This is a genomic window from uncultured Winogradskyella sp. (genome assembly GCF_947501905.1).
Taxonomy (GTDB): domain Bacteria; phylum Bacteroidota; class Bacteroidia; order Flavobacteriales; family Flavobacteriaceae; genus Winogradskyella.
In genome coordinates, this window is the sequence record NZ_CANMXL010000001.1 from 697997 (window position 1) to 723066 (window position 25070).

Annotated in this window: 23 protein-coding genes and 1 pseudogene; 18 read left to right on the forward strand and 6 right to left on the reverse strand. The window is 32.3% G+C overall.

Annotated elements, in window-relative coordinates:
* Nucleotides 1–2 precede the first annotated feature (2 nt).
* The 3 genes from Q0770_RS03200 to Q0770_RS03210 are packed head-to-tail and all read left to right on the forward strand — an operon-like array spanning nt 3 to nt 1220.
* A complete protein-coding gene (locus Q0770_RS03200) occupies nt 3–332 on the forward strand; it encodes a hypothetical protein (protein ID WP_299113928.1) in 330 nt (109 codons plus the stop codon).
* The gene (locus Q0770_RS03205; protein ID WP_299113930.1) at nt 322–891 is read left to right on the forward strand and encodes an RNA polymerase sigma factor; all 570 of its coding nucleotides are present in this window, start codon (nt 322–324) and stop codon (nt 889–891) included. The genes Q0770_RS03200 and Q0770_RS03205 overlap by 11 nt, the downstream gene beginning before the upstream one ends.
* Entirely contained in the window at nt 888–1220 is a 333-nt protein-coding gene (locus Q0770_RS03210) for a hypothetical protein (RefSeq protein WP_299113931.1), read from the forward strand. Before Q0770_RS03205 ends, Q0770_RS03210 begins: the two co-directional genes overlap by 4 nt.
* On the opposite strand, the gene Q0770_RS03215 is transcribed toward Q0770_RS03210, so the two are convergent.
* Complete coding sequence (locus Q0770_RS03215) at nt 1217–2221, reverse strand: LD-carboxypeptidase (RefSeq protein ID WP_370454711.1); 1005 nt, start codon at nt 2219–2221, stop codon at nt 1217–1219. The two genes, Q0770_RS03210 and Q0770_RS03215, sit on opposite strands and share 4 nt — an antisense overlap.
* A 159-nt stretch (nt 2222–2380) precedes the next feature.
* On the opposite strand from Q0770_RS03215, the gene Q0770_RS03220 reads away from it, so the two are divergent.
* The 5 genes from Q0770_RS03220 (at nt 2381) to Q0770_RS03240 (ending at nt 10974) form a co-directional block, all read left to right on the forward strand.
* On the forward strand, nt 2381–3838 hold the full coding sequence (locus Q0770_RS03220; protein WP_299113933.1) for a DUF1800 family protein: 1458 nt from the start codon (nt 2381–2383) through the stop codon (nt 3836–3838).
* A 9-nt stretch (nt 3839–3847) separates the two neighbouring features.
* Nucleotides 3848–5452: a DUF1501 domain-containing protein gene (locus Q0770_RS03225; protein WP_299113935.1), complete on the forward strand. Its 1605-nt coding sequence runs from the start codon at nt 3848–3850 to the stop codon at nt 5450–5452.
* A gap of 109 nt (nt 5453–5561) precedes the next feature.
* Nucleotides 5562–7610: a methionine--tRNA ligase gene (gene metG, locus Q0770_RS03230; RefSeq protein WP_299113937.1), complete on the forward strand. Its 2049-nt coding sequence runs from the start codon at nt 5562–5564 to the stop codon at nt 7608–7610.
* 52 nt (nt 7611–7662) lie between these two features.
* On the forward strand, nt 7663–10071 hold the full coding sequence (locus Q0770_RS03235) for a hypothetical protein (RefSeq protein ID WP_299113939.1): 2409 nt from the start codon (nt 7663–7665) through the stop codon (nt 10069–10071).
* On the forward strand, nt 10072–10974 hold the full coding sequence (locus Q0770_RS03240; RefSeq protein ID WP_299113941.1) for a histone deacetylase: 903 nt from the start codon (nt 10072–10074) through the stop codon (nt 10972–10974). It begins immediately after the preceding gene.
* Here Q0770_RS03240 and Q0770_RS03245 read toward each other — a convergent pair.
* A complete protein-coding gene (locus Q0770_RS03245) occupies nt 10971–13550 on the reverse strand; it encodes a phosphoenolpyruvate carboxylase (protein ID WP_299113943.1) in 2580 nt (859 codons plus the stop codon). The genes Q0770_RS03240 and Q0770_RS03245 overlap by 4 nt on opposite strands.
* Nucleotides 13551–13685: 135 nt before the next feature.
* Between Q0770_RS03245 and Q0770_RS03250 the strand changes: the two genes are divergently transcribed.
* From Q0770_RS03250 to Q0770_RS03290, 9 genes are all read left to right on the forward strand, one after another.
* Nucleotides 13686–14207, forward strand: a complete 522-nt coding sequence (locus tag Q0770_RS03250) for a ferritin (RefSeq protein WP_299113944.1) — start codon at nt 13686–13688, stop codon at nt 14205–14207.
* Between the two features lie 65 nt (nt 14208–14272).
* Nucleotides 14273–14446 (forward strand): hypothetical protein, encoded by a 174-nt coding sequence (locus tag Q0770_RS03255; RefSeq protein WP_299113947.1) that lies wholly within the window; start codon nt 14273–14275, stop codon nt 14444–14446.
* Nucleotides 14447–14525: 79 nt separating this feature from the next.
* On the forward strand, nt 14526–15368 hold the full coding sequence (locus Q0770_RS03260; protein WP_299113949.1) for a helix-turn-helix domain-containing protein: 843 nt from the start codon (nt 14526–14528) through the stop codon (nt 15366–15368).
* 90 nt (nt 15369–15458) lie between these two features.
* A complete protein-coding gene (locus Q0770_RS03265; RefSeq protein WP_299113951.1) occupies nt 15459–15620 on the forward strand; it encodes a hypothetical protein in 162 nt (53 codons plus the stop codon).
* A gap of 136 nt (nt 15621–15756) precedes the next feature.
* Entirely contained in the window at nt 15757–16305 is a 549-nt protein-coding gene (locus Q0770_RS03270; protein WP_299113953.1) for a carboxymuconolactone decarboxylase family protein, read from the forward strand.
* A 54-nt stretch (nt 16306–16359) separates the two neighbouring features.
* Nucleotides 16360–16752, forward strand: coding sequence for a hypothetical protein (locus Q0770_RS03275; protein ID WP_299113955.1), 393 nt, complete (start codon nt 16360–16362; stop codon nt 16750–16752).
* Between the two features lie 125 nt (nt 16753–16877).
* The gene (locus Q0770_RS03280; protein WP_299113957.1) at nt 16878–18218 is read left to right on the forward strand and encodes a T9SS type A sorting domain-containing protein; all 1341 of its coding nucleotides are present in this window, start codon (nt 16878–16880) and stop codon (nt 18216–18218) included.
* Between the two features lie 7 nt (nt 18219–18225).
* The gene (locus Q0770_RS03285) at nt 18226–19572 is read left to right on the forward strand and encodes a T9SS type A sorting domain-containing protein (protein WP_299113959.1); all 1347 of its coding nucleotides are present in this window, start codon (nt 18226–18228) and stop codon (nt 19570–19572) included.
* A 171-nt stretch (nt 19573–19743) separates the two neighbouring features.
* Nucleotides 19744–21090, forward strand: coding sequence for a T9SS type A sorting domain-containing protein (locus Q0770_RS03290; RefSeq protein WP_299113961.1), 1347 nt, complete (start codon nt 19744–19746; stop codon nt 21088–21090).
* A gap of 70 nt (nt 21091–21160) precedes the next feature.
* On the opposite strand, the pseudogene Q0770_RS03295 reads toward Q0770_RS03290, so the two are convergent.
* From Q0770_RS03295 to Q0770_RS03310, 4 genes and pseudogenes are all read right to left on the reverse strand, one after another.
* Nucleotides 21161–21364: pseudogene (locus tag Q0770_RS03295) on the reverse strand (single-stranded DNA-binding protein); the annotation flags it as partial.
* 11 nt (nt 21365–21375) lie between these two features.
* Nucleotides 21376–22017 (reverse strand): response regulator transcription factor, encoded by a 642-nt coding sequence (locus Q0770_RS03300; RefSeq protein ID WP_299113963.1) that lies wholly within the window; start codon nt 22015–22017, stop codon nt 21376–21378.
* The gene (locus tag Q0770_RS03305; protein WP_299113965.1) at nt 22017–22793 is read right to left on the reverse strand and encodes a sensor histidine kinase; all 777 of its coding nucleotides are present in this window, start codon (nt 22791–22793) and stop codon (nt 22017–22019) included. The genes Q0770_RS03300 and Q0770_RS03305 overlap by 1 nt, the downstream gene beginning before the upstream one ends.
* A 635-nt stretch (nt 22794–23428) precedes the next feature.
* Complete coding sequence (locus Q0770_RS03310; protein ID WP_299113967.1) at nt 23429–24076, reverse strand: hypothetical protein; 648 nt, start codon at nt 24074–24076, stop codon at nt 23429–23431.
* Nucleotides 24077–24330: 254 nt separating this feature from the next.
* Here Q0770_RS03310 and Q0770_RS03315 point away from each other — a divergent pair, with 254 nt between their 5' ends.
* Nucleotides 24331–25032 (forward strand): hypothetical protein, encoded by a 702-nt coding sequence (locus Q0770_RS03315; protein WP_299113969.1) that lies wholly within the window; start codon nt 24331–24333, stop codon nt 25030–25032.
* Nucleotides 25033–25070 lie beyond the last annotated feature (38 nt).

The window sequence follows — 25070 nt, forward strand, 5'->3', positions numbered from 1 at the left end:
ATATGAAAGATTACAACGAAATTATAGGGTTTACAATTATTGTATTAGGGTTATTATTAGTGGTTTTTATAATTGCTAGGTATACCTACTTGATAAAAAAAGAAATGATAAGCAAAGGGATTTATCTAGAAAACAGAACCGTAAAATACAAATACTTAGATATAGGCTGCATTGTTTTTGGATTAGGGATTGGTCTATTAGTATCATCCATTTTTACTGAATTAAACCTAACAGAAGACACAACAGATTTATTGGTTTGGGGAACGATTTTAATTTTTGCTGCAGCAGGATTAGTAGCCGCACATTTCATTAGAAAGAGACTTGAAAAATAAAGAAGAAGATTTTAGTTTAATTCGTAAAGTAAACGAAGGTGATACTAGTGCATTTAGACAATTGGTCTATCTACACAAAGATGTATCACTTTCGCTTGCATATTCTATTTTGAAGGATTTAACAATCTCTGAAGATGTTATACAAGATGTGTTTATTAAAGTATTTCATAAACTAAGTACATTCAATTTTAAATCTTCCTTTTCTACTTGGCTTTATCGCATTGTAATTAATACCTCATACAATGAGCTAAAAAAACGAAAAGCAAGTATCTCATTAGACGAAGACAATACAGGCAATTTATTTGCGCCTATTGAGAACAAAGACTTTATGAGGAAGTCCGACCAAAAAAAATACATTAATCTAGCATTAAAACAATTAAGAACAGATGAGGCTTTAGCATTGAGATTATTTTATTTATGTGAATTAAGCATCAAAGAAATCGAAGAGATAACAAATTTTAAAAAATCAAAAATTAAGGTTGATTTACATCGCGGAAGAGAAAATCTAAACTTTCAACTTAGACAATTGTTGGGTGATGATATAAACTATTTATTATGAATGAAGAACAGTTAAAAAAAATTATGAAAAAGAGTTCGGTAGAAACTTCAAAAGGTTTTATAAATGACCTTATGACATCTATTGAAGCAAACCATGAAACTCAAAAAACTTCTTATAAGAGATTAATTTGGTTGGTATCGCTTATATCGTTAGTAACAATTTCTGGATTAATTTTGTTATTTATGGAATCTAATACAGTTGAAAATACCTATCTGAAATTTATATCTGATATTCCAAAAATGCCAATATTAGTAATAGTTACTCTATCTCTATTATTTGGGATTAACTATTTGATACGATTAAATGAAGAAAATTCAATTACAGCCTAGTTATAGACCACTGAAGACTTTTCTTTTGTAACTTTTAGCTCAATAGTTTTACCAAAAACCATAGCTCTATTGTCTTTTTCATGGCCTGCTGGCATATTAAACGCAATCGGAAAATCATATTCCGCGAAAGCATCTAAAATCAATTGCTCTACAGAAGTTCCCCAAAGTGTAGTGTTTTTTCGCATTTTGGACATATCGCCAACAATAAGACCTTTACAGTTTTTAAAATAACCCGCACGTTTTAGACTTTGTAACATACGGTCTATATGGTATTTGTACTCACCTATTTCTTCAATAAATAAAATTTTCCCAGAGGTGTCAATACTAGTTTCAGAACCTAACATGGTATGTAACATGGTTAAGTTTCCACCAACTAATTGCCCAGATGTATTACCAACCTTATTGTGTTTAGAACCTTCTAATGTGTAATCAACTGGGCTACCAAAAATTGCAGATTTAAAAGTACTTACTGTTTCTCGAATATCATCTAAATCCTTGGTTAAGCTCACGCACATTAATGCATGTAAAGATTGAAATCCTCGATTATGAAATTGGTTATGCAACGCCGTGATATCTGAATAGCCAATCAGCCATTTTGGATTATTTTCGAATTTAGTAAAATCGAGTTTGTCTAAAATTCTTACAGTTCCGTAACCGCCCCTCGCGCACCAAATAGCACTTATTTTAGGGTCATCTAATGCGTTTTGAAAATCCTCACATCTCTGCTCATCAGTACCAGCAAAATGGTTAGCCTTGCTAAATACATGTTTACCTACTACAGCATTCAAACCCCATTTTTTTAATAGCGAAACAGCTTGCTGCACTTCGCCTTCTCTATTTTTTAATATTCCAGAAGGCGCTACTATAGCTACTGTATCACCTGCTTTTAAGTATGGTGGTTGAATCATTTCAGAATTTTGTTTTGTTGAATTTTGAGCATAATTAATCATACCTATAAAAAGTAAAAAAAGTAGAGGAATGTGTTTGCTTTTCAAAATCATAAAAAGTGCTTTTTGTAAATATATAAAGTATAATTATAAGACCCCTAAAAGTTAAATTTAATATTATTTTAACGAAAAACATCCAGAGTTCTTACATAACACGTAGATATTCAATATATTATGTGTCCCAAAATTATTTTTTAATTAAAAATTCTACTTATGGCTGTTATTACTTCATGTATCACAAGTTCATTACAACCCTACGTTCCTTCCACTGAAAACCCTTGGAATAAAGAACGCGTAAGGCATGTATACAGGCGCCTTAGCTATGACGCATCAAAAGCAGATATAGACAATGGACTATTACTTTCTCCTAGCGAACTTATAAATCAACTAGTTGATGAATCTAAAGATACACCTGCATTACCAACCCCTTCTTGGGCTGATTTTACATATTTTGATTATCAAAATATGGGTCTCGATTTTGATGATGAAACACAAGCCAATCATCAAGAGTTAAGGATGTCCTTAAAAAATTTGATGCTTACCACTGGTCTAAAAGCTAGGATGATAATGTTTTGGAGCAATCATTTTGTAACACGACTTGAGGATTATTATACAAGTAACCATCTTTATGAGTATTATGCCACTTTAGAACAACATGCTCTTGGCAACTTTAAAGACCTTACTAGCGATGTTGGTTTAACAAGTGCAATGCTCTTGTATTTAAATGGTTTTCAAAATAGAAAAAACAACCCAAATGAAAATTATGCCCGTGAGCTTTACGAATTATTTACCTTAGGTGTTGATAACGGTTATACACAAACTGATATTACCGAAACAGCAAAAGCATTAACAGGCTATAACGACAGAGAACATTGGACAGCTCCAATTACATTTAACCCCGATAAGTTTGATGATTCGACAAAAACTATTTTTACTCAAGTAGGAAATTGGGGTTATGATGATGTTATACGTATTCTATTTGAAGAAAAAAGTCCATTAATAGCAAGTCACATTTGCCGTAAGCTATATACTTATTTTGTTAGTCCAACACCTAATGAAGATGTAATTTCTGAAATGGCTAGTGTTTTTGAAATTGACTTTAATATTTCAACTGTTTTAAAATCTCTATTCAAGAGCGAACATTTTTTTGATTCAAAATCTATTGGTGTTCAGATTAAAAGTCCTTATGACATGTTTATGTCATACTTAAATGTCACAAGATTTAGCATTGAACCAGATTATTTCGAAGGCTTTCAGTGGTTTACCTCAACATTAGGCCAAACCATGTTTGAGCCCATTGATGTTGCAGGATGGCAGGGAGACAAAGACTGGATTAATTCTAGTACATTAACTGGTCGTTGGCGAATTCTGGAATGGGTCGTTTGGCATACATGGGAAAACTATACTGAAGAGTTAAGAACATTTGCAAAAAGAAGTTCTGACAACAGTAATGACCCATATATAGTTGCAAAAAGTATTATCGATAGATTTATGCCCCTAAATCTTCATACTGCTGAGGATTATCAGACTGCTACAGACATATTTAAACATGATGTTCCAGAAAATTACTACGAAGATGGCATTTGGAACTTAGATTGGGACTCCGTTCCTTTTCAAGTTATTCTTTTGTTATTACATCTTATAAAAATCCCAGAATTCCAACTTAAATAACCTACTGCTATGTGTAATCACGATTTAAATAAACATAAAACAAAAGCCGCCAATGCTCACGACATGGAGCATAAAAAATGGAATAGACGCTCATTTTTACAAGCTTTAGGGCTTGCCGGCGCAGGAACCATGATGATTGGTGGCGCTCCTTTATCTGCATCTACAAACACAAAACTTGCAGCTGCTATTAGTGCCTCTGAAACTGATAGAGTATTAATAATTATACGATTAAAAGGTGGTAATGACGGGCTTAACACTATAGTTCCTATTTATGACTATGACAACTATGCCATATCAAGACCTTCTATAAAACATGATTTAAATAATCTTATAAACTTAGGCTCAGATTTTGGTATGCCTAATTACATGGGAGATTTACAAAGTTTATGGGATAATGGCGGAATGAAGGTTGTGCATGGTGTTGGTTACGAAAATCCTAATCAATCTCATTTCGCGAGTTCAGATATTTGGGCATCAACAGATGCAAATAATACAACGCAATCTGGATGGTTAGGGCGATATTTTGAAGAGCTTTACCCTGAATATATATTAAATCCCCCTGAAATTCCTGCTGCCGTACAAATTGGCAGTATTGGAAACTTAATCTTTGAAGGCGATTCAAACAATTATGCTTTTTCTGTTGCAAATCCAAACCAACTTGAAGCTATAGCTCAAAATGGCACAGTTCACGACATGAACAATCTACCAGATTGTATTTACGGAGAGCAATTAGAGTTTTTAAGAGGCACAACAAACACCACTTATAAATATGCTAATACTATTCATGAGGCTTTTGAAAATGGTGTAAATACCTCAGAATACTTAGATGAGAAGTTGGGCAAACAATTAGCTATAGTGGCAAGATTAATAAAAGGTAATTTAGGCACTAAGGTATATATGGTAACTCTTGGTGGTTTTGATACACATGCGAATCAAGCAGAAAAACACCAAGAGCTTTTAACAGATTTATCAAACTCTATCAATAAATTTTATGAGGATTTAGCTTCTGTTGGTATGGATGATAAAGTATTATCTATGACTATAAGTGAATTTGGTCGTCGTACTTACGAGAATGGATCTAATGGTACTGATCATGGTACTGCTGCCCCATTAATGTTATTTGGCCCAGCAATCCAAGGCAATGGTTTTATTGGCAATCACCCAAGTTTAACAGCACTTGTAGACGATAATTTAGATTATGAACAAGACTTTAGAGCCATTTACGCTTCGATAATGGAAGACTGGCTTTGTGTTAATAGTAACTTAGTTAATGAAGCTCTGTTAAATGTTAATTATGAGCGTGTTGATTTAGGTTTTAATTGCAGTGCCTTAGGTGTTGATGATTTTAATAGAGATCGTTTTAAACATTTTGTTATTTATCCAAATAATGATACCATTATTAAATTTATAAATCCATTTACACAACATACTGTCGTTAAACTGTATGATATAATGGGAAGAGAGATAGCCACGCTTAAAAACGAAATGTTATTTGCGGGCGAGCATAGTATTAATGTAAAAAACACAATAAAAACCAAACTTAGCCTTGGACAATATATCTATAGAATATCTGTAGGTAATCAAAATTTTAGCAAGTCTTTAATTATAAGATAGTCCAGCAAAATTATCCCTCATAAAAGCCTTTAGTTATTACTAAGGGCTTTTCATTTTATAACTACAAGTAAAATCGTAATTTTGCGCTTCAGTAAAAATTAGAAAATTCATGTCTAAGCGTTATACCATTACAGCCGCACTTCCTTACACTAACGGACCAATACATATCGGTCATTTAGCTGGTGTTTATGTCCCTGCAGATATCTATTCAAGATATTTAAGACTTACGGGGAATGATGTTGCTTTTATTTGTGGTAGTGACGAGCATGGTGTTCCTATTACAATTAAGGCTAAAAAAGAAGGTGTAACACCTCAGGACATAGTAGATAAATATCATACAATTATTAAAACATCTTTTGAAGATTTTGGTATCACGTTTGATAACTATTCGCGTACCTCAGCAAAAATTCATCATGATACAGCTTCAGAGTTTTTTAAGACCTTGTATGATAAAAATGAATTTGTTGAAGAAGTTTCAGAACAATTATATGATGCTGAAGGCAATCAGTTTTTAGCAGATCGTTTTGTTATTGGAACTTGCCCAAAATGTGGTAATGAGGAGAGTTATGGTGACCAGTGCGAAAACTGCGGCACTAGCCATAATGCAACGGATTTGATAAATCCAAAATCTGCAATTACAGGCAATATTCCAACTTTAAAAGAAACTAAACATTGGTTTTTACCTTTAAACAAACACGAGCAATTCTTAAAAGAGTGGATTTTAGAAGGCCATAAAAAAGACTGGAAACCTAATGTTTATGGACAAGTAAAGTCATGGATAGATGATGGCTTGCGTCCTCGTGCTGTAACCCGAGACTTAGATTGGGGAATTCCTGTACCTGTTGAAGGAGGTGAAGGAAAGGTCCTTTATGTTTGGTTCGATGCGCCGATTGGTTATATCTCTGCTACTAAAGAGTGGGCTGCTCGAAAAGGTAAAAATTGGGAAGATTATTGGAAAAAAGACGATACGGCTTTAGTTCACTTTATTGGTAAGGACAATATTGTATTTCACTGCATTATTTTCCCGGCAATGCTTAAAGCAGAAGGCTCGTATATTTTACCTAAAAATGTACCTGCAAACGAATTCTTAAATCTAGAAGGCAACAAATTATCAACTTCAAAAAATTGGGCGGTTTGGTTACCAGACTATCTAAAAGATTTTCCTAATCAACAAGATGTATTACGTTATGCACTGACAGCAAATGCTCCAGAAACAAAGGATAACGATTTTACTTGGAAAGATTTTCAAGCAAGAAATAACAATGAGTTGGTTGCTATTTTTGGAAACTTCATTAACCGAGTCGTAGTACTTACAAATAAATATTATAATGGCGTTATTCCTGGACCTTCAGATTTATCTTCAGTAGACCAAGAAACTCTGGCTGCTGTAAAAGCGTATCCATCTGTTATTGCTAGCTCTATCGAACGTTACCGTTTTAGAGAAGCTAGTCAAGAATTAATGAATTTAGCTCGATTAGGGAATAAGTATCTTGCTGACGAAGAACCATGGAAAACGATAAAAACAGACGAGGAGCGAACAAAAACAGTGATGTTTGTAGCATTACAAATTGCGTCTGCTCTTTCTGTTTTATGTGAACCGTTTTTACCATTTACATCTGCTAAGATGAAAAACATATTAAACTCTAGAGATAACTCTTGGGATAATATTTCAAGTAAAGAAATTTTATTACCCGCTGAACATCAAATTGGTAAAGGTGAATTATTATTCTCTAAAATTGAAGATGCTCAAATCCAAGTGCAACTCGACAAACTAGAAGCTAGCAAAAAAGCTAATGAAGTAGCTAATAAGGCTGTAGAACCTCAAAAAAAGGAAATTACTTTTGACGATTTCACTAAACTAGACATCAGAGTTGGCACTATCTTAGAGGCTAAAAAAATGCCTAAAACCAAAAAACTTTTAGTACTTAAAGTAGATACAGGTATCGATACTAGAACAATAGTTTCTGGTATTGCGGAAAGCTTTAAGCCAGAAGATGTGGTTGGTAAACGTGTTACAGTTTTAGTGAATTTAGCTCCAAGAAAACTAAGAGGTGTAGAAAGCCAAGGCATGATTTTAATGACAGAAAATGAATCAGGGGATTTGGTTTTTGTTAACCCTGACATTAAAGATATCTCAAACGGATTAAAAATTAGTTAAAAGTCTAGTTTTAGGAATAGTTTTTGATGAGATTTATATAAAATTTCTTACTATGCTCAAAACTACTTTCTATCGGCTTTTATTATTTTCTTTTTTATTACCAACTTTAGTTAGTGCAAATCTTAATGCACAATCTACAGATACTGTAGACGCATATGAAGAATACTCCGAAGCACCCAGAGAAATAGCATATGCTCATCTTAATAAATCTACTTATATAGAAGGTGAAATGTTAGGGTTTACAGCTTATGTTTTTGATAAGTTTACCAAAAAGCCATCTAAAATGACAAGCAATCTATATTGCACTATAAGCGATGAAGAAGGAAAGGTGATTAAGAAAAAGCTAGTCCGAGTAAATAAAGGCGTTGCCTCTAATGTATTTGACGTAGATAGTACATTATCTACTGGTATTTTCACCTTTAAAGCTTACACAAATTGGATGCGTAATTTTGAAGAGCAAAACCATTTTGAGCAAACATTTAAAGTTATTGATGCTGATAATTTAGGTGAAGTTAAACCTGTTTCACCTAAAGATATTCAAATAGATTTACAAGCCCTAGGTGAAGGCGGACATATTATATATAATGTGTCTAACACAATAGGTATTATTGCTAAAAATCAATTTGGCTATGGTATTGCCAATGCTTATGGTTCTATAAAAGATGATTCTGGTAATATTGTTTCAGAATTTCAATTAAACGATGTTGGCCTTGCTAAAACACTATTAACACCTATTCCTGGAAAAAGATATTCTGCAAACATAAATATAAATGAACAAGAAGTATCTTCTCAAACACTTAATATCGAATCTTACGGTATAGCTATGAGTTTATCATCAACTTCTGACATTATAAGACTTCAAGTTAAAACTAATACAGAAACATTACAACGCAATAAAAATAGAGATTACAAAGTTGCATTACACAATGGTAGTGACATGGTTTTGTCTCCTTTTCAACTTAATGAAAATGGAACAGTAGTCCTAAGTTTTCCTAAAAGTGAATTATCAAGAGGTGTTAACATTTTTACGATTTTCAGCAATGACGAAAAACCGCTTTTAGAACGTTTATACTTTAACAATTCATCTATTTTACAAAACAAAATATCTAAAGTAAAAGTTAAGCCTGAAACTGACAGCTTAAGTATTAACTTAGACCTTGACTTAACCGAGACTCTAAAATCATCTCATTTGAGTGTTTCTATTTTACCGTCTGAAACTAAATCTTACAATCATCATCATAATATTTTAACCCAATTATTTATTCAGCCATACATAAAAGGGCGCATCGAAAATGGCTCGAGTTATTTTAAATCTAATGATAGAAAAACACAATATAATTTAGACTTGTTAATGCTTACACAAGGTTGGAGTAGTTATAATTGGAAAACTATTTTAAACAATCAAGAACGCACATTTCTTTATCCTTTTGAGCGTGGCATTGATATTGTTGCAAATGTTAATAAAGAAAAACCAGGAACTTATATTGTATATCCTTTAGCAGGTAATAAGACTAAAATTTTTGATGTACCACAGAACGAAGAGGTCTTTACTATTAAAAAATCTTTCCCTACTAACGATGATTTATTCAGGATTGGATATGTAAATACTAAAAAGAAAAAGTTTAAAGAAAAACCATCGTTATATTTACAGTATTATCCTTCAAAATTTCCTGAGTTTAAAAATGAACTAAATGTAATTGACGAAACATATACTCTTAATGAAACATCAGTTAATCCAAATCAGGAAATTAATACAGAAAAAGAGGATAACGTTACCAAACTTGATGAGGTATTAATCAAAGCAGAAAGCAGGAAAACTAGGCTTGAAACTTTACAGACTAAAGCAACTAATGCCAGAATAGATTTAATAGCAGACAATATTAAGCTTAGAAATCTCAGGCTAGATTTATATTTACAACGTTTGGGTTGGGTAACACAGTTTGATTATTTTTCTGGGACGCTTAGTATTACTAATCCAAGGGTAAAATGGGGAAATCCTGTTCCTTTGGTTTATTTAGATAATGCACTTCTTTCTGGTCTAGGTGTAAACTCAGATTTTAGTCTCTTAACTTTTTTAAATATGGGAGATATTGACTATATAGAATACGAATTTTATGGTGTTGGAGGAGGAATAAGAGGAAATGCGGGATTTATAAAAATTTTCTCTGACCCAAATGGTACAACAATTAAAAAGAATAATAAGGTCACAACATATGATGTCCCTCTAAGGTTTAGTAAAGAAAAAACATTTTACACTCCAAAATACAAATATTACAATAGCGATTTTTTTATAGAATATGGTACCATTGGCTGGCATCCAAATGTCAAATTAGATGCTACTGGAACAGCTAATTTTAAGTTTTACGATACCAAAACTAAAGATATTTCACTATTTGTAGAAGGCATTCTAAATGATAACGAGTATATTTCTCAAGAAATAAAAATTGAAAGAGAAAACTAAGTGCTCAAAATAGCATACCATCCTATTTACAGACACCAACTTCCTTTGGGGCATCGATTTCCTATGGAAAAATACGAATTGTTACCCCAACAATTACTTCATGAAGGGACTTGTACTAGTCATAATTTTTTTGAACCTACTCGACCTAATGATAAGTATATTTTAGCTGTACATGAGCCAGACTATTTTTATGATTTACTAAACATTACGCTCAATCAAAGAGCTGCCAGAAAAATCGGATTCCCGCTCAGTGAAATCTTAGTAGAACGTGAACGTTTTATAACAGACGGCACCATTAAAGCCAGTGAATTTGCATTAAAAAACGGTATTGCTATGAATATTGCTGGTGGCACACATCATGCTTATACCAACCGTGGAGAGGCATTCTGTATGATTAATGATCAAGCTGTTGGTGCAAAATATCTTCAAAGTAAAGGCTTAGCAGATAAAATTCTTATTGTAGATTTAGATGTACATCAAGGTAATGGTACTGCAGAAATTTTTCGGGAAGATAATTCTGTTTTTACATTTTCAATGCATGGGGCTAGTAATTATCCTTTTAAAAAAGAGCAAAGCAATTTAGATATTGCTCTAGAAAACAATACCGATGATAATACCTATCTCAAAATTTTAAAGAAAACTTTACCTCGGCTAATAGATGAGCAACAACCAGACTTTATTTACTACTTATCTGGTGTTGATGTTGTAGCTAGTGACAAACTTGGCAAGCTAGCTATGACTATTAATGGTTGTAAAGCTAGAGATCAATTTGTTTTAGAGCAATGCAAAGCAAATGATATTCCTGTTATGTGTAGTATGGGCGGCGGTTATTCGCCAAATATTAAAACTATTGTAGATGCACATGCTAATACATTTAGGTTAGCTCAGGAAATCTTTTTCTAAGCAGAATTACGGCTCGCATTAATATTACCAAACATAGCACGAGTAACAATTTTCTCAAAAATGGCTATTTGAGCTTCGTCTCTAGTAGTACTATTTTCAAGGTCTTTGATTTTTTTTAATGCATATTGTTGTATGGTAAGCAACGGCAATACTATAGATTCTCTAACTTCTATAGATGATTTACCTACGGGCTCATTTTCCATTAAAGTATCATATCCTGAAAGTTTTAAAATTAGGCGTTTTGATGTTTTGTATTCTTCGTAAATCAAGGTCCAAAACTCACCAAACTTCTTATTTTCTTGCATATATTTTGTCAAATCAAAAAAGGATTTGGTTAAAGACATCATACTATTTTCTATCAGTGTTTTAAAGAATTTTGATTCATTATAAAGTTGTTTCACTTTATCAAATTCATTATTGTCTTCATAGACTTTTAGTGCTGTCCCTACACCAAAAAAACCTGGTACATTTTGTTTTAACTGACTCCAACTTCCAACAAATGGAATTGCTCGTAAATCTGAAAAGACGAGTTCAGTGGACTTACCCCGTTTAGATGGTCTACTACCAATATTTGTTTTTGCATAGTACTTTAATGTACTCATATGCTGCAAATATTGTAGAAATTTTGGATGACTCTTAAAATCCACATAAGCCTGATAACTTATTTCTGCTAGTCTATCCATCAACGCTTTATTCTCTGGAGACATCTCAAGATTTTTATCATTAAGGCTATTAGAAATTCCTGAGCTTATTAATTGCTCCATGTTGTACTGAGAAGATGCTAATGTTCCAAAATTAGAACTAATCGTCTGACCTTGAATAGTTAATTGTATTTCTTTATCTTCAATTGTTGGTCCTAGCGAAGCGTAAAATTGATGTGTTTTTCCACCTCCACGTGCTGGTGGTCCACCACGACCGTCAAAGAAAATAACATTTATATCATATTTACGAGACATCTCCGTCATAGCCTCTTTAGCTTTAAAAATAGCCCAATTTGCCATTAAATAACCACCATCTTTTGTACCATCACTAAAACCTAACATAATGGTTTGTTTGTTCCCTCGAGCTTCTAAATGTTTTCGATAGTTAGGATTAGTATATAACTCTTCCATAACTTTTGGAGCCGCTATTAAATCTGGAACAGTCTCAAAAAGCGGAACAACATCTGCTGTAAGTTCATCGCTAAAAGCTATAATTTTTAGCATTGCAAAAAGTTGCAATACATTTAGAGTGGTCTGGTTATTACTAATAATATATCGGTTACAAGCTATTTCTCCATTTTGCTCTTGAATGGTTTTCATTGCTCTAATGGTCTCTACAATGTTTATAGCCAACTCATCTTTAAATTCTATATTACCTATTGAGCCTTTTATCTCTGAAAGATGTTTTAATTGCTTTGATATTTCTAAATCAAAAAAGTTTTTAGGGAATAAATCACTGTCATTCTCAATAAGTTCTGCAACTAAATTTCTAAACATAGCATCGTGCACACGACTATCTTGACGAATATCTAAGCTTGCAAAGTGATACCCAAACAATGTTGTTTTGTTTATAAGAGACGTAATTTTATTTACATATAACGATTGATGCTCTGTTACTAATAGCGTTCTTATTCTTTTTAGCTCAGTAACAAACTCCTCTAAAGAAATCTGGTTTTCTTTATCTAATAATGTATTGTGAAGTTGGTGATTAAGCTCTATGATTCGCTCTCTAACTCCTTTAAAAGTGAGACGTCGTCTTAAATACTTAACATCTTTTATATATTTTTTAATAATAGATTCTTTAAGTTTTTTGGCAACATTAAGTGTTATTTGAGGTGTTACAAAAGGATTTCCATCCCTATCTCCTCCTGGCCAAAAGCCAATATTTAAAATTGAATTGTCTATCTCTTCTTCATCAAAAATATTTTGTTGGGCATAATCATAAATGTTTCCAAATGAATGATAAAACACATTCTTTAAATACCAAATAAGGTTTACAGCCTCATCGTATGGTGTGGGCTTTTTTTCTTTAAAGAATGGTGTTTTACCTAATTGCCCTAATAAACTATTTATTTCCTGAAGATTATCTTCTTTAACAGCTTTCGACAAATCTGTAATTATACCTAGTACTGTACCTGGATAAAACTGTGTCGGATGAGCTGTAAGCACAATCCTTACCTTAAACGTTTTTAGATACTCTTGTAAGAGTTGCTTTTTATTTTCAGCCTCGGCTGTTTCTTTTAAATTTCTGAGTGTTCCAATACCTTCCATATTATTTACCACAGGAAAAGCTGCATCTTCTACTGCATCAAACAAAACGACTTGTCTTTCGATATACTGAATAAACCTAAACAATAAATTTATTTGACTCTTAGCACTAAGTCTGGCTTGGTATTTTTTAAAGAAAGTATCTACTATTGCTGTTGGGTTTTCACCAGCATCAAAGCCTTTTTTACAAGTCTCATAAAACAGTGGCAATAATGCAACTGTTTTTGAAAGCGTATCAAAAGGCAGGTTCATAAAAATGCCATTATATATCTGATACTTTTGTAAAACTTGAGTATTAAATCTTGACAATTTAGGCTTTATAGACATTTTGCAGATATTTTCTCATTAAAAATACTAAAGAGAAATTAGAATAATTATGAATTAGAGTGAAAAAGACATCTAAGGCTTTACTATTATTTTATTTGTCTTTTTTACTATGTATCTTTGATAAAAACGTAAACTATGCTTTCAAAAACTATAGAATCTGCATTAAACAAGCAAATAAAAATAGAGGCAGAATCTTCTCAAGTATATCTAGCCATGGCTGTATGGGCAGAAGTTAAAGGTCTAGAAGGAATTTCTAATTTTATGTATGATCAATCTGATGAAGAGCGAGAGCATATGCTTAAATTGGTAAAGTTTGTAAATGAACGTGGTGGTCATGCGCATATTAGTGAACTTAATGCGCCTAATGTGTCTTTTGATTCTTTTAAAAAGATGTTTGAAAAACTCTTAGAACACGAAATTTTTGTGTCCGAAAGTATTAATGAATTGGTACATATTTCACTCCAAGAGAGAGACTATGCTACACATAACTTTTTACAGTGGTATGTTGCTGAGCAAATTGAAGAAGAAGCTACCGCAAGAACTATACTAGATAAGATAAATATGATAGGCGACGATAAAGGAGGGCTCTATTTATTTGACAGAGACATACAGCAATTAACCGTAGTTAGTTCTGCTGCTCCAAACACAGGCGTTTAAATGTTAAAGTTTATTTAGATTAAATACAAATAATTACTTTTGCACAGTTATTTAAGTAAATAATTGTGGGTAAAAAGAAAGGTAAAAAACTTAAAAAGGAGCGGATCAAAGTACTTGAGGCTTCTGGTTTAGATGCTTTAGGTAAAATCAAGTCTAAGTGTTGTAAAAAATATAAAAAGGCAGAACACAAACGTTGCAAAAAGTGTCCTTGCTTTGATTTACTTAAAAAAGTAGCTTAATAAGGCTACTTTTTTAGTCTTATACATTTATAATTATAATAATTCGTAATTTTTGGCAAAGCTTTTAGACTAAGCAGTAATGCAATATCAATTTAAAGAATTTTCTACTGACGCCATCTTTTATCTTAATGACCAAAAGGCTCTAAAATCATTTGAAATTCCAAAACAAACAGAGCTTTATACTTTTATATGGGCAAAGTCTGAACCTATAGAATTAATTATAGATAGTGTCCCTTTTACCTTAAAACCTCAAAGTATTTTGGCATTGACACCTATTCAATATCTTCAGGTTGTTAATAATTCTGAAGCGATTATCTATCAATTCAATCGTGAGTTTTATTGCATTAAAGATCATGACCAAGAAGTAAGCTGTGTAGGTATTTTATTTTTTGGCAATACTAATATCCCTGTTATTACACTTAATAAAACGGAACAGCGTAAGTTTGAGATACTTCACGAAGTATTTATTGATGAGCTAGAGACTAAAGACAATATACAAGCCGAAATGCTGCGTATGCTCATGGCGCGATTTATTATAAAAAGTACACGTTTATTAAAAGCAAAAAGCGGCATTGTAGAAACCCCTAAAAGCTCTAAGGTAGATTTACTTCGTTCATTTAATTTTTTAGTAGAGCAACATTTTAGAAAAGAACATAGTGTTGGTTTTTATGCCGATATGCTTTTTAAATCTCCCAAAACTTTATCCAATAATTTTGCCAAACTTAATCAAAGCCCTCTTCAAATTATACATGAGCGGATTGTTTTAGAAGCAAAACGACTACTTATCTATACCGATAAAACTGCTAAAGAAATTGCCTACGAAGTTGGCTTTGACGACGCTTCACATTTAAGTAGATTATTTAAAAAGCATACTTCACAATCGCCTTCTGACTTTAAAAAGAAGCTAAAAATATCTTCTTAGGAAAAATTGACAATCATTAGGGCAAATTCTTCATTCTTCAGATAGACTTCCTATTGCATCTTTGCATTGTAATTATAAAACAACAATAAGATGAAAAAGACACACAAATCTATATTCAATTTAATAGAAATATTCAGAAGCAGTCCTAAAAGAATTCTTAACACAATAAGTGCAGCAACACATTGTGAGCACAAATCTATACATGATTATTATTGTGATTCTGAAAAACCTTTTATAAGCAGTAAAGATTAAAGGGGGAGATATTGACAAGTCAAAAGGAAAAACAAACATTCCCTAATTCTAAAAACGGTAGCAACTTTGTACCAACAAAAAACACTGAAATAGTTTCAGTTTTAAAAACAAATAATAACAATTAAAAAATAAAATTATGAGCACATTTAATGTTCCAACAAGAGAAGACGTAAGCACAAATAACCAAGCTATTTTTGACAACCTAAATAAAGGACTTGGTTTTGTACCTAACTTATTTGCGACCTACGCATACAGCGATACTGCATTAGAGAATTATTTAAATTTTGCTAATGCTAAAACATCTCTTTCTGCAAAAGAAAAAGAAGTAGTAAACCTAGCTGTTAGTCAAGTAAACGACTGTATATATTGTTTATCAGCACATACTGCAATTGGCAAAATGAATGGTTTTACTGATGAACAGATATTTGAGTTAAGAGCAGGATATTCTTCAGTTAATAACAAATTAGATGCTTTAGCAAAACTTGCTAAAAACATTACAGAGAATAGAGGAAAGACTGATGAAACAGTTTTGGAAAACTTTTTTAATGCAGGATACACAAAAGCAAACTTAATAGATACTATTTCATTAGTTGGAGACAAAACCATATCTAACTATGTACATAGTACCACTAAAGTTCCTGTAGATTTTCCAGTGGCACAACCATTAGAATTAGAAACAGCATAATTAACCAAGTCGCAATGATGCGCAATAAACACAAATAATAAAACAACAAATATCATGAAAAAAGTAATTTCAATTTTAGTAATCGCATTAACATTCACAGTAATAGGTAATGCACAAGAGACCATGAAAAAAGACGCAATGATGAAAGATGGCAAAGCCAAGATTGTATCTTTAGAACAAACCAAAGGTGAGTTTACACAGAAGACAATAACGTTAGAAGAAGGTTCTTATGTTTTTGAAATATCTAACAATAATGTTGGTCATAAAGTAGGTTTTGTGTTAGCGCCAAAATCTAATCCAGATGCACATATTAAAACGGCATATGTAACAAAGGCTGTTGAAAATAACACAAAAGGGACATCCAATACAACAACCTTAGCTAAAGGAGAGTATGTATATTTTTGCCCACTAAATCCAACACCACAATACACATTGATTGTAAAGTAATATTGACATAAAATTAAAAAAAAGGAGGCTTTTTATAGAAAAAGCCTCCTTTTTATGTTAAATGAAAAGAAAAAACGTTAGTCTTTCGTTATTTTTGCGTCTCAAAAAAAGCAACGATTGAATTTATGATAAAGAATTACATTACAACTGGAATACTTATATTCCTCCTTTTATTTAATTTTTCATTTTCTGATGCGCAAACTATTATTTATAATACTGAAGAAAATGGGATAAAAGGCTGCACCTTGCCAGTATCAAATAAAATTAATATAAGTTACACTCCACCATCTGAATTTGTGAAAGAAAGATTAGCCAATAGAGCAAATCCTTGCTCTACTATAGAAGTAATATACAATGGATTCCCTACAGATATTTTTGGCGGCCCTGGTGAGGCTCAGTTGGCTTTTCAATTTGCAGTAGATATATGGGAAACATTATTAGACTCTCCAGTAACAATAACAATTGATGCTACATTTGCTCCAGCAGCATTAGGCAATTTAGGTAGTGCTGGCCCAGAATTTTATGCAACTGTTCCTGGTCAAGGCCCTAATACATTATATCCAGCTGCTTTAGCGGAAAAATTAATTGGCTCTGAGCTTAACGGTACTAATTCTGTTGATATAGGTTGTAATTTCAATTCAAATGTCGATTGGTATTTTGGGACTGATGGTAATGCAGGGACACAAATTGATTTTGTTAGTGTAGTATTACATGAATTAGGTCATGGTTTAGGGATTACAGGTTTTCATTTTGTAAATAATAATTTGGGTTATGTTAGGAGAGAACCTAGTGGATTAAGTATTGCATTAGATGGCTCTTCTCAATTTAACTCTATATGGGATTCCTTTATAGATGCTGGAGATATTTTCGGAAACCCTATCTCAATCTTGAATGCAACTAATTTTCCTGAAGCTTCTGACCTTATGCTAGTCGCATTTACAAGTGATAACTTAACATGTAATAGCCCATTAGCTACTGCGCAAAATGGAGGTGACGCACCTAAGACTTTTGCGCCAAGTACATACTCTGGTGGATCTTCCTATAGTCACTGGGATGAAAATACTTTTAATGGAACTAGCAACGCCCTTATGACACCTATTTTAGATAATGGAGAAGCTATCCATGACCCAGGTAACATCACACTTGGCTTTATGGAAGATATGGGTTGGTCACTCTGTCAAGGCTCTTTAAGCACAAATGATTTTACATTAGAAGATATTAAAGTTAGTCCAAATCCTTTTGTAAATTCGATAACAATAAACCTCCCTTCTACTTTATCTATTGAAGAATTTGATATCTCTATCATAGATATTAATGGCCGAAAGATATTAAAACAAACCACAGATATTATAAACGGAAAAATAGAAATCTCTAATCTAGCAAATCTTAAAACTGCACTTTATTTTTTAAATATTGAGAGTAAAACATCAGATTTAAGAATTACAAAAAAGATTATAAAACAATAATTAAATTATGAAAAAGAATACCTTAATAACCTATCTTACTTGTTTCTTTTTTTTATCAGTTTTAGTAACCTATTCTCAGTCTATCCAAAACATAGACGAAGTAAGGTTAATTTGTGAAATGCCAGATACAGGTACCCCAAACGATACTTTTGTTGCTTTAAGAGAAGCTGCTAGAGAAAGATTAGAAAATCGCTCTACCCCATGTACAAATTTTGTTGTTAATTATACTGGTTTCCCTTCCGGAATACCTGCTGGACCAGGAACTGAACAAATTGCTTTTCAATTGGCTGTTGATATATGGGCAACACTTATAGAATCTGACCAGACTATATATATTGATGCTAACTGGGTAGATACCGGTAATCCAAGTAACCTTGGTGGAGCAGCTGCTTCTTATTTTGCTCCATTACCTGGCAGTACAGACAATATTATTTATCCTGCAGCTTTATTTGAGAAATTAACTAATACGGTAAATACTGGCGATGACATATTTTGTCAGTTTAACTCATCTAGATCAGACTGGTTTTTTCCTCAAGATATAAACGGAGATGCACCTCCTGGATTTTTTAATTTTACAGCTGTAGTATTACATGAGATTGGTCATGGATTAGGTATGGCAGGTTTTGGAAGAACTAGAGGTACACTATTTGGAACAGGTGGCTACATAAGAAGAGATGTAAACGGAAACACAACTCCTTTAGAGAATGACCCAAATGCCATATGGACTACCCCGTGGGACACATTTATTGAGTCTAATGGCACTCCTATTCTAGATGAAACCACCTTTCCTGACCCTTCAACCACAATGTTGACTGCATTTACTACTAATGATGGTAGTCTGAATTGCAATAGCCCAATAGCCGTTGCTCAAAACGGAGGGGATCTTGCAGAGACTTATGCTCCAACTAATTTTGTGGCTGGCACAAGTTATAGTCATTGGGACGAAAGTACATTTAATGGTACTGAAACTGCTTTAATGACTCCTTTTTTAGGTGCTGGTGAAGATGTATATGATCCAGGTAATGTCACCTTAGGGTTTATGGAAGATATGGGATGGACCTTATGTCAAGGCTCATTAAGTACAGAAAACTTTGCTTTAGAAAACGTAAAAATAAGTCCAAACCCTTTTACGCAATCTATTACTATAGAATTACCTCCTCAAATTATAAATCAAGAATTTAATGTGTCTATAGTAGATATTAATGGACGTATAATTTCAAATTCTGAAGCTAATACTTTAAATGGGGAAATCACAATCTCTAACCTAAGTAATCTTAAAAATGCACTTTACTTTTTAACTATAGAAAGTAAAACATCAGATTTAAGGATTACAAAAAAGATAATTAAGAATTAGAATATTCAATACAATAAAGAAAAGGGGAGCAAATTTTGCTCCCTTTTTTGCTATACATCATTAAGAGCTAAACAGAGGCTTGAACAAAAAAACAGAAATTACTTACAAAAAAAATTGTCTTAAATCATAATGTTTCACTATTTTTATACTGATAATCAAGACTTTGCTTCTATGAAGAAAAATTACATTAATACTCACTTAGCAACCCTAATTGTATTTTTTGTTTTTAATCTATCATATAGTCAAAATAATAATGGTCAACTAACTGTTATAGAAAATAATGACCATGATTATAACATGATTGGCTGTACATTAACAATTTCCAACTATCAAAATAGAGTCTATATTCCTCCAAGAGAATGGGTACAAGAGCGATTTCAAAATAGAGTAAACCCATGTTCTTCAATTGAAGTAACATACAATGGTTTTCCTGTTAATGGGCCAGAACAACAAGCATTTCAGTTTGCTGTAGATATTTGGGAGTCACTTTTAGACTCACCTGTTACTATACGAGTAAATGCCAATTGGACTGATTTAGGTCTATCATTAGGAAGTGCTGGCCCAGCATTTTTTACAGAAATCCCAGGTGGTGGGGCAAATACACTATATCCAGCAGCATTAGCGGAATCTATTTTAGGCACAGAACTTAATGGCTCCAACTCCATAGATATTAACTGTAACCTTAATTCTCAGTATTCGAACTGGTATTTTGGTACTGATGGAAATCCAACTGTAACCCAATATGATTTTGTTACTGTAGTATTGCATGAGCTAGGACATGGATTAGGTATGATTGGTTTTGGAGGTAGAACTGGTACAGGTCCGGACTTTGAAGGCTATATAAGAAGAGCACTTGATTTAACGTATCAGCCAGGTGCACAATATTTTAGTATTTGGGATACATTTATAAGTGGGCAAGATATTTTAACAAATCCTATATCTATTTTAAATGAAGTTAACTTTCCTGATCCATCTGATATAATGTTAATAGCTATTACAAGCGAAAATTTAACATGCAATGCTCCTACTGCTGTTGCACAAAATGGTGGTGTAAGACCTAATACCTATGCACCCTCAACTTATCAATCATCTTCTTCTTACAGCCATTGGGCTGAATCTGGATTTACTTCAAATCTGCTAATGACACCAACAACTGGTTTAGGGGAAGCGGTTCACGATCCAAGTAATGTAACTCTAGGGTTTTTGAAAGATATGGGTTGGACACTTTGTCAAGGAGCTTTAAGCTCTAATGATTTTTCTCTTGATAATATTAAAATTAACCCAAATCCTTTTACAGAGACTATAACTTTGGATTTGCCATCTAACTTAACTAACCAAGAGTTTAATATCTCTATTATAGATATTAATGGTCGTGTTGTATATAATCAATCTGCAAATGCTGCAAGTGGAAAAATTAAGATTTCTAACCTTAGTAATCTTAAAAATGCACTTTACTTTTTCACTATAGAAAGTAAAACTTCTGATTTAAGCATTACACAAAAGATAATTAAGAAATAGTATCCTCTTAAAATTATACACAAAAGGGAAGCATTCATGCTTCCCTTCTTCTTTTACATTATTTAGCTTTCTATTTTCCTAACATTAATAATTCGCTACAAACAACTTCTGTGGTATATCTTTTTATACCGTCTTTATCTTCCCAAGAACGTGTGGTTAATTTGCCTTCTATAGCAACTTCTTTTCCTTTACCAACATACTTCTCTACAATTTGCGCTGTTTTCCCCCATGCCACAATATTATGTGTTGATGGAGAATTTACTTTTTCACCTTGATTTAAAGAAATCAATCTGAGTAACCATTCTTTAAGGCGAACACAGCTAGTCCAACTCTAGATTTAAGTTCTAATTTTTCGAATAGACTATCCCTGTAATTCTCTACAGTTCTTGGGCTACAAAACATCTTTTCTGAAATTTCTTTGTAGTTCATTTCAGTTACGGAGTATTTTAAGAATTCTATTTCGCGGTCAGATAAATTTAACTTTGAACTAGCGTCAATGGTATCTTCTCGAATGCTTGTAAAAACTTTGCTTGCTGCCCAATCTGGAAAAAATTGACCATTTTTCACAAGACTGTTCAATGCTTTTTCTAAATCATTTGGTTGCGCATTTTTGAGCATATAGCCTTTAGCTCCATTTTTAATCATCTTAATTAAACTTTGCTCATCATCTTGCATGCTTAATGCCATAATTAATATGTCTGGATAGGTTGCTTTTAACCATTGGGCAGTTTCAAAGCCATCCATAATAGGCATGCTAATATCTAATAGAATGATTTTAGGGAGCGATTTAGTCTTGATTTTTTCTTGAAAATCTAATCCGTTTTCACTAATATGAATTACCTCAAAATCTTTAAAATTTGATATTATACTTTTTAATGCGTTTGCAATTAGTATATGGTCATCAACAATAGCTATTGTGTGTTTCATCAAACAGGTATTTTTAAAGTTAATGTGGTTCCGTTTTTATTGCTTTCAAGATTAAAACTACCCTTAAGTATTCCTATTCTTTTCTTCATATTATTTAAGCCAATCCCCTTAAAGTTTGTACTTTCAGTATCAAACCCTTTACCGTCATCTTTTAAACGCATTTGTATTTCAGTTTCAGAAGTAAACATGTCGATATTTATTTTTTTGCATTGTGCGTGTTTTATACTGTTTTGTATAAATTCTTGGACCACTCTAAACACTATACTTTTAGTTTGATAGGAATTGATATGGTGCTTTGATTTGTTCTCAAACGCAATGTCATAGGTCTTTAATTCTTGAATTTTTTTGCATTCGTTTTTAATTAATTCTGAAAGCGTATAGTTTGTGATAGTATCATCTGTTAACGATTTTGAGAGATGTCTTAAATCGTTTAATGATTCATTAATGATGTCGTTAATGTTGTTAATAGTTGTGTTAGCGTCTGGTACTTTTTTTTCATAAACAAGTTGTTGAAGATATAAGCTCGACAGCGTGAGTTTTTGCCCAACATTATCATGTATTTCTCTGCCAATATGTTGCATTGTTTCTTTTTGTATTTCAGTTTGTGTTTTTAAAAGCTCCTTTTTATGCAATATATCAACCGTTTCAAGTTGGTTTAAGTGTTCTTTCTTTTTAATTCTGTATTGTCTCACAAATGCTATAATAGACACCATAAAAATGATGAAAACAAGATTGAATATTATAAATGAAATTATTACGATTGTTCTTTCCCCCATACTAACGAAGCTATAAATAGCAAATACATAATGCAATTTGCTATTAGAAAATATACATAATAATATTCAACAACACTCTTGTAATCAAGATATAAATACTTTTGAAACACATGAAATGGCAGAGAGCCAATATAAAATAGCATTACCCCAAAATTTATGTAAAACATTCTATTCTCTTGAAATTTGAGAATACTATCGTTCTTTATTTGTTTTAAATATTCAAGAACGACCAATATAATTAGGATTAAGGAACCTACATTCAAGCAAAAACTAAGAGCACCTCTTACATCTTCAATAGAACTTATAATTATACAAGTTAAAATGTATAGGACTGTACAAACAATAAACAAGGTGTTCTTTTGCAAAGATTTTCTTGCATAAAGCCAATAAAGAAAGATGAACTCAAGAGGGACTCCAAAAAATAAATTATAGTATTGATTTGTTTCAGCAGATATAAACTCTATAGATGTTAGAATATACTCCTGTATAAATATAATTACCAAATAAACACAGAACCATCTCCAATAGCTATTTCTTAATCTGAAAAAATAAAAACATCCTGTTAGCGCTGCTAAAAATTGAATTACTAACAGGATATGATTTAGTATTTGATAAAGCTCTTCCATTTACAAAAATTAAAATGCAACACCTGCAGGACCAAAAGGTGGATACAAATTACCATGATTTTGAACACCTATTCTTTGAGTTGATCTACTTCCACTGTGTGAAGCTCCAATTACAGGAATTTTTTTAGCTGGGTCCAAGTATTCTTCCATACCAATGATACCAGTATTATATGTGTCAGGATTCGTTGGGTCAAAATCGAGATCAATACCTTTCTTTCGTATTGTAGAAACTGCAATTAATGTATGACGCCTTTCAAATGTATTTGGTAGCCCAGCTAAATCTGAGTAAGACGCCATTTTTTCAGGATAACTTGCATAATAAAAGCGAAGTCCTAAGTCAGTACTAGGGATATTGTTCTTTTTTGCATTAATTTCTAAGTGGTAGATGTATGCTTTTATCGTTTCTAAGTCAAGCCACATAGCTCTGGAATCCTTTGGCATTGACCTGCTTATAGCAGTAAGCTGGTTGTCTTCATAACCATTTGTCATTTTGTGAACTAAACCAACATCCAAATCACTCATCGGCTGAGAAGAATAATTCATACAAATAGAAGTGCTATTCGAAGTGCTCCCAGTTCCTCTTAAAAAAGAACAACTATTCATCATTAAGGCAGTTACTCCTAAAGCTGTTACTAAAGTTAAAAATTTTGTTTTCATGATTTCATGTTTTTAAGTTATTAAATATACTTTTTTTAAATCTTCACAAATAAAGAAATATCAATTAGTGTTTTAGTAAGTAGTTGAACCTAAATAACTAGGGTTAAACAACCTAACTTTTTTTAGTTAATCAAACAGATGTTTTAAGGTTGCTCGCTCATCAATTACATATGGGTTTAATGGGAGATTTGTAAAGTGAAAACAGGGAAACCGAAAACTGTAATATAGAGTAGGTGAATTAAAATTTTAATATTATGAAACTCGAAATCAAAAATGTAAAAATTGAAAAATTGGTTTTAAAAAATGACAGCTGTGTTGAAACTTCGAACTCTAGTCCAAGCCCTTATTGGCTATTTCCTGGTATAGTTCACAATTTAATGCTTCAACAAGTATTAGGTGCTATTCCGTCGTTTAAAATTAAAAGTGAAAAAGCTCAAGAAATTTTTAAGATGAAAATAATAGATCTTAATAAAAATCTAGAATTAGGCTATAACGAGGAAGATATAAAAGCTATTAATGTTTTGCCTCCTAAAGGAGAAAATATATATGACTATCTAAAGAATATACTCTTAAACGGAGGGAATACTGGGCCATTTAATCCAGAACCAAGTATTGTTGAAAAATGGATTGAAGTCTTAGATATACTAGAAAAGAATAAAGAAAACTTAAAAAAATCTGCAATGGAACTTAGTGAATTTTATAAAAATAATATTCGACAAGTTAATAACAAGGAGGTCTTTACAAAGATATTGTCTATTACATACCACAGCGCCAAGCTCTATTCAAAAAAGGAGAATAGAATTCAACTTCTAAAAAATGTGAGTAATGATGATGTAATTAAACACGAAGCCTCAATTAATTGGTGGAAAGTCGCTGGATGTGATGGTTTAGGGCTATTGGCTGGAGGTGTTGGTGCTGTAATAGCAAGTGGATGTTCAGCAATTAATCAATCGTAATGAATATTCTGTTCACTATTACTAACTCCTGCTTAAAA

Bases quoted from the DNA above. Each gene is read 5' to 3' on its own strand.
- Q0770_RS03200 (WP_299113928.1), top strand. From the start codon at position 3: ATGAAAGATTACAACGAAATTATAGGGTTTACAATTATTGTATTAGGG.
- Q0770_RS03210 (WP_299113931.1), top strand. From the start codon at position 888: ATGAATGAAGAACAGTTAAAAAAAATTATGAAAAAGAGTTCGGTAGAA.
- Q0770_RS03215 (WP_370454711.1), bottom strand. From the start codon at position 2,221: ATGATTTTGAAAAGCAAACACATTCCTCTACTTTTTTTACTTTTTATA.
- Q0770_RS03220 (WP_299113933.1), top strand. From the start codon at position 2,381: ATGGCTGTTATTACTTCATGTATCACAAGTTCATTACAACCCTACGTT.
- Q0770_RS03225 (WP_299113935.1), top strand. From the start codon at position 3,848: ATGTGTAATCACGATTTAAATAAACATAAAACAAAAGCCGCCAATGCT.
- metG (WP_299113937.1), top strand. From the start codon at position 5,562: ATGTCTAAGCGTTATACCATTACAGCCGCACTTCCTTACACTAACGGA.
- Q0770_RS03235 (WP_299113939.1), top strand. From the start codon at position 7,663: ATGCTCAAAACTACTTTCTATCGGCTTTTATTATTTTCTTTTTTATTA.
- Q0770_RS03245 (WP_299113943.1), bottom strand. From the start codon at position 13,550: ATGTCTATAAAGCCTAAATTGTCAAGATTTAATACTCAAGTTTTACAA.
- Q0770_RS03250 (WP_299113944.1), top strand. From the start codon at position 13,686: ATGCTTTCAAAAACTATAGAATCTGCATTAAACAAGCAAATAAAAATA.
- Q0770_RS03260 (WP_299113949.1), top strand. From the start codon at position 14,526: ATGCAATATCAATTTAAAGAATTTTCTACTGACGCCATCTTTTATCTT.
- Q0770_RS03265 (WP_299113951.1), top strand. From the start codon at position 15,459: ATGAAAAAGACACACAAATCTATATTCAATTTAATAGAAATATTCAGA.
- Q0770_RS03270 (WP_299113953.1), top strand. From the start codon at position 15,757: ATGAGCACATTTAATGTTCCAACAAGAGAAGACGTAAGCACAAATAAC.
- Q0770_RS03275 (WP_299113955.1), top strand. From the start codon at position 16,360: ATGAAAAAAGTAATTTCAATTTTAGTAATCGCATTAACATTCACAGTA.
- Q0770_RS03280 (WP_299113957.1), top strand. From the start codon at position 16,878: ATGATAAAGAATTACATTACAACTGGAATACTTATATTCCTCCTTTTA.
- Q0770_RS03285 (WP_299113959.1), top strand. From the start codon at position 18,226: ATGAAAAAGAATACCTTAATAACCTATCTTACTTGTTTCTTTTTTTTA.
- Q0770_RS03290 (WP_299113961.1), top strand. From the start codon at position 19,744: ATGAAGAAAAATTACATTAATACTCACTTAGCAACCCTAATTGTATTT.
- Q0770_RS03300 (WP_299113963.1), bottom strand. From the start codon at position 22,017: ATGAAACACACAATAGCTATTGTTGATGACCATATACTAATTGCAAAC.
- Q0770_RS03305 (WP_299113965.1), bottom strand. From the start codon at position 22,793: ATGGGGGAAAGAACAATCGTAATAATTTCATTTATAATATTCAATCTT.
- Q0770_RS03310 (WP_299113967.1), bottom strand. From the start codon at position 24,076: ATGAAAACAAAATTTTTAACTTTAGTAACAGCTTTAGGAGTAACTGCC.
- Q0770_RS03315 (WP_299113969.1), top strand. From the start codon at position 24,331: ATGAAACTCGAAATCAAAAATGTAAAAATTGAAAAATTGGTTTTAAAA.